Raw genomic sequence first — 14783 nt, 5'->3', positions numbered from 1 at the left:
ACGGCGACCGTGGACCTGACCCACAGCCCGGCGGACGAGGAGTTCCGCGCCGAGGCCCGCGCCTGGCTGGCGGAGCGCGTGCCCGACCCCCCGCTCCCGTCCCTGGAGACCGCCGACGGCTTCGCCGCGCACCGCGCCTGGGAGGCCGAACTGGCCGCGGACCGCTGGTCGGTGGTGTCCTGGCCCGAGGAGTACGGCGGCCGGGACGCGGGGCTGCTGCGATGGCTGGTCTTCGAGGAGGAGTACTGGGCGGCGGGCGCGCCCGGCCGGGTGGGCCAGAACGGCATCAGCCTGCTCGCACCGACCCTGTTCGACCACGGCACCGAGGAGCAGCGCGCGCGGGTGCTGCCGCCGATGGCCACCGGGGAGGTGGTCTGGGCGCAGGCGTGGTCCGAGCCCGAGGCGGGTTCCGACCTGGCCTCCCTCACGTCCAGGGCCGTGCGGACGGACGGCGGCTGGCTCCTCGGCGGCCAGAAGACCTGGTCGTCACGGGCGGCCTTCGCCGACCGCGCGTTCGGCCTGTTCCGCAGTGAGCCCCACACGCCGAAACCGCATCAGGGGCTCACGTACCTGATGTTCGACCTGCGGGCGCCGGGGGTGACCGTGCGCCCGATCGGCCGTCTCGACGGGAAGCCGGCGTTCGCGGAGCTGTTCCTGGACGAGGTGTTCGTGCCCGACGAGGACGTGATCGGCGAGCCGGGCCAGGGCTGGCGGATCGCCATGTCGGCCGCGGGGAACGAGCGGGGGCTGACACTGCGGTCGCCGGGACGGTTCCTGGCCGCCGCCGACCGGCTGCGGGACCTCTGGCGGGCGCGGGGTGAACCGGAGTCGGCCGCGGCCGGGGTGGCCGACGCCGTCGCCGGCGCCCGTGCGTACCAGCTGTTCACCTACGCGGCGGCCGCCCGCTTCCTGGACGGCGCGTCGCTCGGCCCCGAGTCCAGCCTGAACAAGGTGTTCTGGTCGGAGCTGGACCTCGCGCTGCACGAGACGGCGCTCGACCTGCTGGGCGCGGAGGGCGAACTGACCGACACACCGTGGTCGGAGGGCTATGTCTTCTCCCTGGCCGGTCCGGTCTACGCGGGCACCAACGAGATCCAGCGCGACATCGTCGCCGAGCGGCTGCTCGGCCTGCCGAAGGGACGCCGCTGACATGCGTTTCCTCCTGGACACCGGGCAGCGGGACTTCGCCGGCGCCCTGCGGGCGCTGCTGGCCGCCGCGGACACACCGGCGGTGATACGCGACTGGAGCAGCGGCGAGCAGGCGAGCGGGCGGGCGTTGTGGAGCCGCCTCGGCGCGGCCGGGGTGTTCGAGCTCGCGGTGCCGGAGGAGTACGGCGGGGCGGGGCGCCGGGCCGTCGAACTGGCCGTCGCCTTCGTCGAGCTGGGGCGGTTCGCGGTGCCGGGGCCGCTGGCGGAGACGGTGGCGGCGGCGGTGCTGCTCGACGACGGCGCCGGCCTCGCCAAGCGGTTCCTGCCGGGGATCGCGTCGGGCGGGACGCTGGCGACGGTGGCGTTCGAGCAGCACGGCTACGGACTGGCGCTGGACGGGGACGCGGCCGACGTGCGGCTCGCGGCAGCGCCGGAGGGCCTGCTGTTGTCCTCCGGCGCCGGGGCGGTGCGCCGGTCCCTGGACCCCGCCCGCCGGCTCGCCCCGCTGTTTCCGGTCGGTGAGCTGCTCGGTGCGGAGCCGCCGTGGGGGGAGGCGCTGACCTGGGCCCGGCTGGCCACGGCCGCACAGGCGCTGGGGCTGGGACTGGCCCTGCTCGACAGAACGGTGGCCTACGTGAAGCAGCGGACCCAGTTCGGTGTGCCCGTCGGGTCGTTCCAGGCGGTCAGGCACCGGCTGGCCGACGTGAAGATCGCGCTGGAGTTCGCGCGGCCGCTGGTGTTCGGGGCGGCGGTGACGATGACTCCGTCGGACGTGGCCGCGGCGAAGCTCGGTGCCTGTGCGGCGGCGTACGCCGGGGCGCGCGCCGCGCTGCAGCTGCATGGGGCGATCGGCTACACGGCGGAGTACGACCTGTCGTTGTGGCTGACCAAGGCGCGGGCGCTGCGCGGTGCTTGGGGGGCGCCGGACGAGTGTCGGAGGGTGGTTCTGGAGCGTCGTTGGCCGCGGGTCGTGTGTGGCTTGTCGCGCAGTTCCCCGCGCCCCTGAAGGGGCGCGTCTCAGTGCTCCTTGTTCGATAGTTCCCGGTATTCCTGCCTCGTCGGCTTCTTGATGTGGGTGTCCGGGCCGAACATGCCCTTCGACATGCTCGCCCGTACCCGCTGGGCGAGCGTGACCCTGCGTCGTACGCCGTTCGCGTCCTCCAGCGGACCGATCTCGTACGGCGGGTTCTGTTCGTGCTGGGTCAGGACGAACAGGCGGTCCTGGCTGAGGGGTTCGTGGACCTCGATGTACTCGCCGTGCGGAAGCATCTTGATGAGGCCGGTCTCCCTGCCGTGCAGGACCTTGTCGCGGTCCCGGCGCTGCAGGCCCAGGCAGATGCGTTTGGTGACGACGAAGGCCAGGACGGGGACGACGAAGACGGAGATCCGGACGAACCAGGTGATCGAGTTGATGGAGAGGTGCAGGTGGGTGGCGACGATGTCGTTGCCGCCGCCGATCAGCAGCACGAAGTACTCGCTGAGCCAGGCCACGCCGAGGGCGGTCCGGACGGGGACGTTGCGCGGGCGGTCGAGGATGTGGTGCTCGCGCTTGTCGCCGGTGATCCACGCCTCGATGAACGGGTAGACGCCGATGGCCAGGAGGAAGAGCGGGAAGAGCGAGAAGGGGATGAGGACGCCCAGTTCCAGGGTGTGGCCCCAGGCGTTGATCTCCCAGCCGGGCATCACGCGGATCAGGCCCTCGGAGAAGCCCAGGTACCAGTCGGGCTGGGCGCCCGTGGTCACCAGGTCGGGGCGGTAGGGGCCGAAGGCCCACACCGGGTTGATGGTGGCGATGCCGCCGATGAGCGCGAGGACCCCGAAGACGAGGAAGAAGAATCCGCCGGCCTTGGCCATGTAGACCGGCAGGAACGGCATGCCGATGACGCTCTTCTGGTCGCGTCCGGGCGCCGGGTACTGGGTGTGCTTGTGGTAGAAGACCAGGATCAGGTGGGCGACGACCAGTCCCAGCATGATCCCGGGCAGCAGCAGCACGTGGATCGGGAAGAACCGGGAGATGATGTCGTGGCCCGGGAACTCCCCGCCGAACAGGAAGAACGAGATGTACGAGCCGACGATCGGGATCGACAGGATCGCGCCGTCGGCGAACCGGACGCCGGTGCCGGAGAGCAGGTCGTCGGGGAGCGAGTAGCCGGTCAGGCCGGTGAGGATGGCGAGGAACAGCAGGGTCCAGCCGAACAGCCAGTTGACCTCGCGGGGCTTGCGGAAGGCTCCGGTGAAGAACACCCGCATCATGTGGACGACCATGCCGGCCACGAAGACCAGCGCCGCCCAGTGGTGGATCTGCCGGATCAGCAGGCCGCCGCGCACGTCGAAGCTGATGTGCAGCGTCGACTCGTACGCCTTGGTCATGATGATGCCGTTCAGCGGCTGGTAGGTGCCGTGGTACACGACCTCGGCGCCGCTGGGCTCGAAGAACAGCGTGAGGTAGATGCCCGTGAGGATCAGGATGAGGAAGCTGTAGAGGCAGACCTCGCCCAGCATGAATGACCAGTGGTCCGGGAACACCTTGCGCATGTTCGCCTTGGCCAGGGCGTAGATCCCGAGCCGGCCGTCCGCCCAGTCCGCGAGCTTCTCACCCTTGCCGGGCGGTTCCGCGCGGTCCGCGGAACTTCCCACCCGTGCCTGTCCGTTCACCGTTCGTGCCGCGTCGTCCATACGTCGCGTCGCCTCCCCGCCGGATCACCCCTCAGGGTGGCACGCCGGAGCGCTACAGCCAACGGGGCGACGTAAAGTCGGCCGGGGCGAGTGGGGTCAGCCGGCGCGTACGATGCCCGCCGCCCGCGCCGCCGCCAGCCACTGCGGGAACTCGCCGACGAGGCGGTCGTACAGCTCGCCGTCCGGCAGCCTCGCCGGGTCCGAACCGGCGTGGAAGAAGCCCGCGTTGTCCACCGCCCGCTTCCCCGGCACCGCCAGTTCGTCGAGCTTGCGCAAGAAGTCGAACTGTGTGCTGCGCGGGTCGCCGAAGCCGACGAACTGCCAGAACAGCGGCAGCTTCGCGGCCTTGCACAAATAGCGTTCCGCGGCGAGCTTGTTGATCGGGCCGCCGTCGGTCTGGAAGACGACCAGGGCGGGCGCGGTGGACCCGCTGTCCAGGTAGTGGTCGATCACGGCGTCCATGGCCAGGTGGTAGCTGGTCCTGCCCATGTGCCCGAGCCCGGCCGCGATCTTCTCGATCCGGCCCGTGTGGTCGGCCAGTTCGATGTCGGTGACCGCGTCGATGTCGGTGGAGAAGAAGACGACGGGGACCCGGCCGTCGTCGTCCAGGTGTGCGGAGAGGCCGAGGACCCGGTCGGCGAGCGCCTGCACGCTGCCGTCCGCGTAGTACGGCTTCATCGAGCCGGAGTAGTCGACGACCAGGTAGACGGCGGCGCGCAGCCCGTCGAGGCCGTGCTTGGTGAGGGAGATCCCGGCCGACTTGTACGACTCGACCAGCGCGGGCGCGGTCCGCTCCACCTTGCTGAGACTGATCGCGGCCATGTCCTGCTCCCCCCTCACCCGTGGTTCAGGAGGCCGAGGTTACTTGATCGGAAAAGGCGGCGGCGCCTGCCCTGTCGTCCGGTCGGGGACTGGCGGGCAGGCGCCGTCTGGTGTTCCGTACGCCTTTGTACGGGACGTTCTTCGGGGTGGGTCAGACCATCAGCGAGCGGTCCGTCGGGCGGATCGGGGCCGGGAGGTCGCTGGCGCCGGTGAGGAAGCGGTCGACGCCCTTGGCGGCCGAGCGGCCCTCGGCGATGGCCCAGACGATCAGGGACTGGCCGCGGCCGGCGTCACCGGCGACGAAGACGCCCGGCACGTTGGTCTGGAAGTCGGCGTCGCGGGCGATGTTGCCGCGCTCGTCGAGTTCGAGACCGAACTGGTCCACCACACCGTTCACCCGGTCGGTGCCGGTGAAGCCCATGGCCAGGGTGACCAGCTGGGCCGGGATCTTCCGCTCGGTGCCCGGCTTCGGGGTCAGCTTGCCGTCGACGAACTCCACCTCGGTGAGGTGCAGCCACTGGACGTTGCCGTCCTCGTCGCCCTCGAAGTGGGTGGTGGAGACGGAGTAGACCCGCTCGCCGCCCTCCTCGTGCGCCGAGGTGACCTTGTAGAGCATCGGGAAGGTCGGCCAGGGCTGGTGCGGCGCGCGGTCCTCGCCCGGGCGGGGCATGATCTCCAGCTGGGTGACGGAGGCCGCGCCCTGGCGGTGGGCGGTGCCCACGCAGTCCGCGCCGGTGTCGCCGCCGCCGATCACGACCACGTGCTTGCCCTCGGCCGAGATGGGCGACACCACGTAGTCGCCCTCCTGGACCTTGTTGGACAGCGGCAGGTACTCCATCGCCTGGTGGATGCCCTTGAGCTCGCGGCCGGGGACGGGGAGGTCACGGGCGGTGGTGGCTCCCGCGGCGATGACGACCGCGTCGTACCGCTTCCTCAGGTCGGTCGCCTTGAGGTCGCGGCCGATCTCGATGCCGGTGCGGAAGCGGGTGCCCTCCGCGCGCATCTGCTCGATACGGCGGTTGATGTGCCGCTTCTCCATCTTGAACTCGGGGATGCCGTAGCGGAGCAGGCCGCCGATGCGGTCGGCGCGCTCGTAGACGGCGACCGTGTGGCCGGCCCGGGTCAGCTGCTGGGCGGCGGCCAGGCCCGCGGGGCCCGAGCCGATGACGGCGACGGTCTTGCCGGACAGGCGCTCGGGGGCCTGCGGGGCGACGGTCCCGGCCTCCCACGCCTGGTCGATGATGGAGACCTCGACGTTCTTGATGGTGACGGCCGGCTGGTTGATGCCGAGCACGCACGCCGACTCGCACGGGGCCGGGCACAGGCGGCCCGTGAACTCCGGGAAGTTGTTCGTGGCGTGCAGGCGCTCGGACGCGGCCGGCCAGTCCTCGCGGTAGGCGAAGTCGTTCCACTCGGGGATCAGGTTCCCGAGCGGACAGCCGTTGTGGCAGAACGGGATGCCGCAGTCCATGCACCGGCTGGCCTGCTTGCTGATGATCGGCAGCAGCGAGCCCGGGACGTAGACCTCGTTCCAGTCCTTGACGCGCTCGGCGACGGGACGGGTCTCGGCGACCTCACGGCCGTGGTTCAGGAAACCCTTCGGGTCAGCCATTGATCGCCGCCTCCATCATCTTCTCGTGGGTCTCGGTCTCCGAGAGACCGGCTCGCTCGGCGGCGTCCTTGGCGGCGAGCACTGCCTTGTAGGTGCTGGGGATGATCTTGCTGAACCGCTGCACGGCCGTGTCCCAGTCGGCGAGCAGCTTGTCGGCGACCGTCGAGCCGGTGTCCTCGGCGTGGCGGCGCACCACGTCGTGCAGCCACTGCTTGTCCGCGTCGTCCAGGTCCTCGATCGCGTCCACGTTGCCGGCGTTGACGTTGTCGCGGTTCAGGTCGATCACGTAGGCGACACCGCCCGACATGCCGGCCGCGAAGTTGCGGCCCGTCTCGCCGAGGACCACCGCGTGGCCGCCGGTCATGTACTCGCAGCCGTGGTCGCCCACGCCCTCCGAGACCACCAGCGCGCCGGAGTTGCGGACGCAGAACCGCTCGCCGGTCCGGCCGCGCAGGAACAGCTCGCCGCCGGTCGCACCGTAGGCGATGGTGTTGCCCGCGATGGTGGAGTACTCGGCGAGGTGGTCGGCCGCCCGGTCCGGACGGACGATGACGCGGCCGCCGGAGAGGCCCTTGCCGACGTAGTCGTTGGCGTCGCCCTCCAGGCGGAGCGTGACACCGCGCGGCAGGAAGGCGCCGAAGGACTGGCCGGCCGAGCCGGTGAAGGTGATGTCGATGGTGTCGTCGGGCAGGCCCGCGCCGCCGAACTTCTTCGTCACCTCGTGGCCGAGCATGGTGCCGACCGTGCGGTTGATGTTGCGGACCTTGATCTGGGCGCGCACCGGCTGGGCGTCGGTGGCGCTGGAGGCGGCCAGGGCGTCCGAGGCGAGCTTGATCAGCTCGTTGTCCAGGGCCTTCTCCAGGCCGTGGTCCTGGGCGACGGTCCGGTGCAGGGCCGCGCCCTCGGGCAGCTCGGGCACGTGGAAGAGCGGGGCCAGGTCCAGGCCCTGCGCCTTCCAGTGGTTCACGGCGCGGGTGACGTCGAGCGCCTCGGCGTGGCCGACGGCCTCCTCGATGGAGCGGAAGCCCAGCTCGGCGAGGATCTCGCGGACCTCCTCGGCGATGAACGTGAAGAAGTTCACCACGTACTCGGCCTTGCCGGAGAAGCGGTCGCGCAGCACCGGGTTCTGGGTGGCGACGCCGACCGGGCAGGTGTCGAGGTGGCAGACGCGCATCATGATGCAGCCGGAGACGACGAGCGGCGCGGTCGCGAAACCGAACTCCTCGGCGCCGAGCAGCGCGGCGATGACCACGTCACGGCCGGTCTTGAGCTGGCCGTCGGTCTGCACGACGATGCGGTCCCGCAGGCCGTTGAGCAGCAGGGTCTGCTGAGTCTCGGCGAGACCGAGCTCCCAGGGGCCGCCCGCGTGCTTCAGGCTCGTCAGAGGGGACGCACCCGTACCGCCGTCGTGGCCGGAGATGAGCACGACGTCCGCGTGCGCCTTGGACACACCGGCCGCGACCGTGCCGACGCCGACCTCGGAGACCAGCTTGACGTGAATCCGCGCCTGCGGGTTCGCGTTCTTGAGGTCGTGGATCAGCTGGGCCAGGTCCTCGATGGAGTAGATGTCGTGGTGCGGCGGCGGGGAGATCAGGCCGACGCCCGGGGTGGAGTGCCGGGTCTTGGCGACCCACGGGTAGACCTTGTGGCCGGGCAGCTGGCCGCCCTCGCCGGGCTTGGCGCCCTGGGCCATCTTGATCTGGATGTCGTCCGCGTTGACCAGGTACTCCGAGGTCACGCCGAAGCGGCCGGAGGCGACCTGCTTGATGGCGCTGCGCCGCGCCGGGTCGTACAGGCGGTCCGGGTCCTCGCCGCCCTCACCGGTGTTGGACTTGCCGCCCAGCTGGTTCATGGCGATGGCGAGGGTCTCGTGGGCCTCGCGCGAGATGGAGCCGTAGGACATGGCGCCGGTGGAGAACCGCTTGACGATCTCCGAGACCGGCTCGACCTCGTCGATGGAGATCGAGGGACGGTCGCTCTTGAAGCCGAAGAGGCCGCGCAGCGTCATCAGCCGCTCGGACTGCTCGTTCACGCGGTCCGTGTACTTCTTGAAGATGTCGTAGCGGTTGGCCCGCGTCGAGTGCTGGAGGCGGAAGACCGTCTCCGGGTCGAACAGGTGCGGCTCGCCCTCGCGACGCCACTGGTACTCGCCCCCTATCTCCAGGGCGCGGTGGGCAGGCGCGATGCCGGAGGCCGGGTAGGCCTTGGCGTGGCGGGCGGCGACCTCCTTGGCGATGACGTCGATGCCGACGCCGCCGATCTTGGAGGCGGTGCCGCTGAAGTACTTCTCGACGAAGCCCTCTTCGAGACCGACGGCCTCGAAGACCTGGGCGCCGCGGTAGGAGGCGACCGTGGAGATGCCCATCTTGGACATGACCTTCAGGACGCCCTTGCCGAGGGCGTAGATCAGGTTGCGGATGGCCTGCTCGGCCTCCATGCCCGGCAGGAAGGTGCCCGCGCGGGTCAGGTCCTCGACGGACTCCATGGCCAGGTACGGGTTGACGGCCGCGGCGCCGAAGCCGATCAGCAGGGCGACGTGGTGGACCTCGCGGACGTCGCCTGCCTCGACGAGCAGGCCCACGTGGGTGCGCTGCTTGGTGCGGATGAGGTGGTGGTGGACGGCCGCGGTGAGCAGCAGCGACGGGATCGGCGCGTGCTCGGCGTCCGAGTGCCGGTCCGACAGGACGATCAGGCGGGCGCCGTTCTCGATGGCCGCGTCGGCCTCGGCGCAGATCTCCTCGATGCGCGCGGCGAGGGAGTCGCCGCCGCCGGAGACCCGGTACAGGCCGGACAGGGTCGCGGCCTTGAAGCCGGGCATGTCGCCGTCGGCGTTGATGTGGATGAGCTTGGCCAGCTCGTCGTTGTCGATCACCGGGAAGGGCAGCACGACCGAGCGGCAGGACGCGGCGGTCGGGTCGAGCAGGTTGCCCGCGGGACCGAGAGAGCTGCGCAGCGAGGTGACGAGCTCTTCGCGGATCGCGTCCAGCGGCGGGTTGGTGACCTGCGCGAACAGCTGGGTGAAGTAGTCGAAGAGCAGGCGCGGACGCTCGCTCAGCGCGGCGATCGGCGAGTCGGTGCCCATGGAGCCGATCGGCTCGGCGCCGGCCTTGGCCATCGGCGCGAGGATGACGCGCAGCTCCTCCTCGGTGTAGCCGAAGGTCTGCTGGCGGCGGGTGACCGAGGCGTGGGTGTGGACGATGTGCTCGCGCTCGGGCAGGTCGGAGAGCTCGATCTCGCCGGCCTCCAGCCACTCCTCGTACGGCTGCGCGGCGGCGAGACCGGCCTTGATCTCGTCGTCCTCGATGATGCGGTGCTCGACGGTGTCGACGAGGAACATCCGGCCGGGCTGCAGCCGGCCCTTGCGGACGACCTTGGCGGGGTCGATGTCGAGGACGCCGACCTCGGAGCCGAGGACGACCAGGCCGTCGTCGGTGACCCAGTAGCGGCCCGGACGCAGACCGTTGCGGTCGAGAACCGCACCGACCTGGGAGCCGTCGGTGAAGGTGACGCAGGCCGGACCGTCCCAGGGCTCCATCATCGTGGCGTGGTAGCCGTAGAAGGCGCGGCGGGCCGGGTCCATGGAGTCGTGGTTCTCCCACGCCTCCGGGATCATCATCAGCACGGAGTGCGGCAGCGAACGCCCACCGAGGTGCAGGAGCTCGAGGACCTCGTCGAAGGAGGCCGAGTCGGAGGCGTCGGGCGTACAGATCGGGAAGATGCGGTCCAGCTTCTCCTGCGGGCCGAACAGGTCGGAGACCAGCTGCGACTCGCGGGCCCGCATCCAGTTGCGGTTGCCCTTGACGGTGTTGATCTCACCGTTGTGGGCGACGAACCGGTAGGGGTGCGCGAGCGGCCACGACGGGAAGGTGTTCGTGGAGAACCGGGAGTGCACGAGCGCGATCGCGGACGCGAAGCGGCGGTCGGACAGGTCCGGAAAGAAGGGCTCCAGCTGGCCGGTGGTCAGCATGCCCTTGTAGACGATGGTCCGCGCGGACAGCGAGGGGAAGTAGACGCCCGCCTCGCGCTCGGCGCGCTTGCGCAGCACGAAAGCCCTGCGGTCCAGCGCGATGCCCTCGCTGGCGCCGTCGGTGACGAATACCTGCCGGAAGACCGGCATGGTGGAGCGGGCGGTGGCGCCGAGCAGCTGCGGGGCGACCGGGACCTCGCGCCAGCCGAGGACGGTGAGGCCCTCCTCGTCCGCGATCGTCTCGATCCGCGAGACGGCCTCCTGGGTGCCGTCCTCGGGGAGGAAGGCGATACCCACGGCGTATGAACCGGCCGCCGGCAGCTCGAATCCGGCCACCTCACGGAAGAAGGCGTCGGGCACCTGGGAGAGCAGGCCCGCGCCGTCGCCGGAGTCGGGCTCGGAGCCGGTCGCGCCGCGGTGCTCCAGGTTGCGCAGAACCGTGAGCGCCTGCTCGACCAGCGCATGGCTCGCCTCGCCGGTGAGGGTGGCCACGAAGCCGACGCCGCAGGCGTCGTGCTCGTTGCGGGGGTCGTACATACCCTGCGCAGCAGGGCGAGCATCCATGAACGACCAGTTTCGGCCGTTCGTGGAGTGCTGGGACGGCTGGCGCGGCGTACGCATCGGCTCTCCCGTCGTCGTCAGTGGCGTATAGCAGGTGCCGAGGGACGACGCTGGCCCTCTGCGTTTTTGTTGCGAAATTTCACGCAGGTTACATGATGGAGCGGTTCTCGGGAACTGGATACACCGTTCCAACATGCGGACGCCGCAGGGGTTTACGGCGGGTACCGCTCGAAGCGGTCAAGGTGGTGGGGGACCGATCCGGACAGATCCGTGTCCATCGGTCCGCGGGGCGGGGGCGAGCGTCGCGCCACCCCCACAGGTGCATGGCAGGCGTCATTGCCTGCGGCGCTTACGGCTCATGCCCAGCGGTTAAGCATTCGAAACCAGCGAGTAACGGGTACTTATGCGGCCCAACGCATAGCTACCAGCTTTCCTATCCTACGGCCGTCCCGAACAGGGTGCCCAGGGCGTACGTCACACCGGCCGCCGCGCCCCCCAGCGCGAGCTGCCGCAGACCGCTGAACCACCAGCTCCGCGCGGTCACCTTGGCCACCACGGCACCGCAGCCGAACAGCCCGGCCAGGGCCAGCAGCAGGGCGGGCCAGAGCGCGGTGGCGCCGAGCAGGAACGGCAGCACGGGCAGCAGCGCACCCAGCGCGAACGACCCGAAGGAGGAGACGGCCGCGACCAGGGGCGAGGGAAGGTCGCCGGGGTCGATGCCGAGCTCTTCCCTGGCGTGTATCTCCAGCGCCTGCTCGGGATCGGCGGACAGCTGCCGGGCGACCTCCCGGGCCAGCCCCGGCTCGACGCCTCGCGCCTCGTACAGCGCGGCCAGCTCGGCCTCCTCGTCCTGCGGGTGCTTGCGCAGTTCCCGCCGCTCGACGTCCAGTTCGGCCTCGACGAGCTCACGCTGCGAGGCCACGGAGGTGTACTCGCCGGCGGCCATCGAGAAGGCGCCGGCGGCGAGCCCCGCGAGCCCGGTGATCACGATGGTCTGGTGACCGACGGCCCCGCCGGCCACTCCGGTCATCAGGGCGAGGTTGGAGACGAGTCCGTCCATGGCACCGAAGACGGCGGGCCGCAGCCAGCCCCCGTTCACATCCCGGTGGGTGTGGTTGTCGCGGTGGGCTTCGTGCAGAGTCGCCTGCGTCTCGATGACGGCCATGAAGGGTCCCCCTGGGGTCTCGCCGCTTGCCCCGAATAAGCTGAGGCAAAGCTAAGTTTGGACAAGTTCTATCTTTCGACAACACTGACGGTACGCCCCCGCATTCCCCGTCGCCAGCAAGGAAAGGCTGAGCTAACCTGCGGTTTTACCTTTTTACGCTCACACGTGCGAGGGCCTGCACAGATGTCGACCGGGTGATGTAGGGGCCGGCCAGGCTGCGGTCAACCGCCGTTGGTGGGACACATCCGCAAACGGCTGCGCGCCCCGGCGCGAAGCCCCTCCCGGAGAGGCCCGCCCATGTCACCGATCGTCTGCACCCCGCCGGCCCCCGCCCCCGACGAGCGCGCCCGGGAGCTGCACGACCGGGCGCGGGGCGCGCTCCTGGGACTGGCCGTGGGAGACGCGCTCGGGGCACCGGCGGAGAACATGAAGCCCTCCGAGATCCGCGCCCGCTGGGGCCGCATCACGGGATACGTGACCGACCGTCCCGCCGGTACGGACGACACCGAGTACGCGATCTTCTCCGGCCTCCTCCTCGCCCGGCACGGCTCGGCACTCACCCCGGCCCATGTCGAGGCGGCCTGGCACGAGTGGATCGCCGACCGTGCCGAGGGCCCCTTCAAGGGCGCCGGCTTCAGCGAACGCGGCACTCTGGAGAACCTCCGCCGCGGCCTGGCCGCCCCCATCTCCGCCCAGCACCGGCACGCCTGGAGCGACGGCCTCGCCATGCGGGCGGCGCCCTTCGGCGTCTTCGCGGCGGGCCGCCCCGCCGAGGCGGCCCGGCTCGTCGCCGTCGACGGCTCGGTGAGCCACGAGGGCGAGGGCATCTACGGCGGTCAGGCGGTGGCGGCGGGGGTCGCGGCGGCGATGGCGGGAGCCCCTCCGACGGCGGTGGTCGCGGCGGCGCTCGCGGTGATCCCGGACGACTCCTGGACGGCCCGCTCCCTGCGCCGGGCCGTCTCGGTGGCCCATCGCGGCGAACGGGCGGTCCGCTCCGCGGTGGTCATCGGCGGCTACCCGTGGACCGACCTGGCTCCGGAGGCGGTGGCCCTCGCCTTCGGTGCGTACGCCGCGGCGGACGGCGACTTCCGCGACGCGGTGCTGACGGCCGTCAACATGGGTCGCGACGCGGACACCACGGCCGCGGTCGCCGGCGCGCTGGCCGGAGCGACCCTCGGAGAGACGGCGATCCCACGGGAGTGGGGGGCGGTGATCGGCCCGGTACGGGGGAGCTGCCTGCCGTCGATGGCGGGCCACCATGTACTGGAGGTGGCGGACCTGCTGACGGCAGCGGCCGGAGCCGCGACCGGGGCGGGAGCTGCGGCTGGGGCTGGAGCTGCGACCGGGGCTGGAGCTACCGCTGGGGCTGGAGCTGCCGGTGCGGCTGCGGTTGCCGTTGCGGCTGCGGGGCAGACGGGTGCGCGCTCCGCCACTACGCCGGCGTTCGCACCGAGCGAGCCGCAGTCCGTCACGTCAGCCTTCGCGCCGAGCGAGCCACCCGCCCTCCCCCTCCCCCTCACCGAGCCACAACCCACCACGTCGGCCCTGCTGCCGACCGAGCCACACCCCGAACCTCCCGTCCTCACTCCCTCCGAGCCGCCGCCCCCGGTGCCCACCTGTCTGCCGACCGAGTCCGGTGGCGGGCGGACGAGATCCCGGGGGTCCAGGGGCCGGAGCCCCCTGGGGGCCGGGTGCGGCGAGGGGCTCCGGTGAACCGGCGTCGTATCGAGGGACTCCTCCTCGGCCTCGCCGCGGGCGACGCCGCAGGCTGGCCTTCCGCGCGGCACCGCGCATCCCGCATGCCCGAGTGGACCCGCCGCCTCACCCGCGAACTCGACACCTTCGCCGAGCACAACGCGACCACCACCCTCCCCGTCCCCATCGCCCTCAACCAGCCCCCCGAACCCCTCCGCCTCGGCCCCTCCGACGACGCCGAGTGGGCGGCCTTCGCCGCCGAGGCCGTCCTGCGCGCCGGCGACGACACCCTCCTCGGCGACCTCAGCCGTGAGCTCCGTACCCGCGCCGCCATCGACCTCACCTGGACCGCCGTCGCCTCCGAGGTCGCCGCCGCGGCCGAACGCGCCCCGGAGATCGAGTCGGCCGTACTGCCTCTGCGCGCCCGCATCTCCGTCCGGGCCGGCCTCGGCAACCTCGCCGCCGGCCTGCGCCCGCCCGCCACCGGCCACGACAACCCGCACTACTTCGACGACGCCGCCTGCGTCCGCGCCTGCGCCCTCGCCGTCGCCCACCCCGGCGACCCCCAACGCGCCGCCGACCTCGCCGAGTTCGACGCCCGTTACACCCAGGACGGCGACGGGGTGCACGGCGCCCGCGCCATGGCCGCCGCCCTCGCTCTCGCCCTCGTCGGCGCCGAGGTCGAGACCTGCGTGGCCGCGGCCCTCGCCGAACTCCCCGAGGCCACCGAGATCGGCCGCAACGCCCGGCACGCCCTCACCCTCGCCGGTACCGCGGACTCCGCGTTCGCCCTGATCCCTCTCCTCGAACACCAAATCGTCGACCACGTCTACAGCTACGGCATCGCCGCCGCGGAAACCGTCCCGGTCGCCCTCGCCCTCGCCACCGCCGCACGCGGCAGGATCGCCGAGGCCGTGCCCGCCGCCGCCTGCCTCTCCCGGGTCGCCGACTCGGCCCCCGCCCTGGCCGGCGCGGTCACCGGCGCCCTCGGTGGCGGTGACACGATCCCGCCGTCCTGGCGGGACGCCTGCCGCACCCTCTCCGGCTGTGCCCTCCCCCGCCTCACCGGCACGGACCTCGTGGAACTCGCCGAACTCCTGGAAGCCACACAACCGGCCCGTCCAGGTGGATGATTC

9 protein-coding genes are annotated in these 14783 nt (G+C 71.5%); 4 read left to right on the top strand and 5 right to left on the bottom strand.

From position 1 onward, the window contains the following. The first annotated feature begins 9 nt into the window (after positions 1-9). Positions 10-1149, top strand: coding sequence for an acyl-CoA dehydrogenase family protein (locus ACZ63F_RS11505; RefSeq protein WP_469710528.1), 1140 nt, complete (start codon positions 10-12; stop codon positions 1147-1149). A 1-nt stretch (position 1150) separates the two neighbouring features. After that, a complete protein-coding gene (locus ACZ63F_RS11500) occupies positions 1151-2155 on the top strand; it encodes an acyl-CoA dehydrogenase family protein (RefSeq protein ID WP_469710217.1) in 1005 nt (334 codons plus the stop codon). An 11-nt stretch (positions 2156-2166) separates the two neighbouring features. Here the strand turns inward: ACZ63F_RS11500 and qcrB are convergent, their stop codons facing one another. The 5 genes from qcrB to ACZ63F_RS11475 form a co-directional block, all read right to left on the bottom strand. Continuing rightward, entirely contained in the window at positions 2167-3825 is a 1659-nt protein-coding gene (qcrB, locus tag ACZ63F_RS11495) for a cytochrome bc1 complex cytochrome b subunit (protein WP_469710216.1), read from the bottom strand. A 96-nt stretch (positions 3826-3921) separates the two neighbouring features. Then, positions 3922-4647, bottom strand: a complete 726-nt coding sequence (locus ACZ63F_RS11490; RefSeq protein WP_469710215.1) for a vWA domain-containing protein — start codon at positions 4645-4647, stop codon at positions 3922-3924. A gap of 151 nt (positions 4648-4798) precedes the next feature. Further along, the gene (locus ACZ63F_RS11485) at positions 4799-6259 is read right to left on the bottom strand and encodes a glutamate synthase subunit beta (RefSeq protein ID WP_469710214.1); all 1461 of its coding nucleotides are present in this window, start codon (positions 6257-6259) and stop codon (positions 4799-4801) included. Continuing rightward, entirely contained in the window at positions 6252-10790 is a 4539-nt protein-coding gene (gene gltB / locus ACZ63F_RS11480) for a glutamate synthase large subunit (protein ID WP_469710213.1), read from the bottom strand. The genes ACZ63F_RS11485 and gltB overlap by 8 nt, the downstream gene beginning before the upstream one ends. Positions 10791-11220: 430 nt before the next feature. Continuing rightward, complete coding sequence (locus ACZ63F_RS11475) at positions 11221-11952, bottom strand: VIT1/CCC1 transporter family protein (protein WP_352355340.1); 732 nt, start codon at positions 11950-11952, stop codon at positions 11221-11223. A 297-nt stretch (positions 11953-12249) separates the two neighbouring features. Here ACZ63F_RS11475 and ACZ63F_RS11470 point away from each other — a divergent pair, with 297 nt between their 5' ends. Both ACZ63F_RS11470 and ACZ63F_RS11465 read left to right on the top strand, forming a co-directional pair. Beyond that, positions 12250-13665 carry an ADP-ribosylglycohydrolase family protein gene (locus ACZ63F_RS11470; RefSeq protein ID WP_469710212.1) on the top strand — a complete coding sequence of 472 codons (1416 nt, stop codon included), beginning with the start codon at positions 12250-12252 and terminating at the stop codon, positions 13663-13665. Then, a complete protein-coding gene (locus ACZ63F_RS11465; protein ID WP_469710211.1) occupies positions 13662-14780 on the top strand; it encodes an ADP-ribosylglycohydrolase family protein in 1119 nt (372 codons plus the stop codon). Before ACZ63F_RS11470 ends, ACZ63F_RS11465 begins: the two co-directional genes overlap by 4 nt. Positions 14781-14783: the final 3 nt, after the last annotated feature.

It is taken from the genome of Streptomyces sp. NPDC104761 (assembly GCF_055583445.1).
The sequence above is the reverse complement of the archived record's forward strand: the minus strand, read 5'-3'. Positions and strand labels throughout refer to the sequence as shown.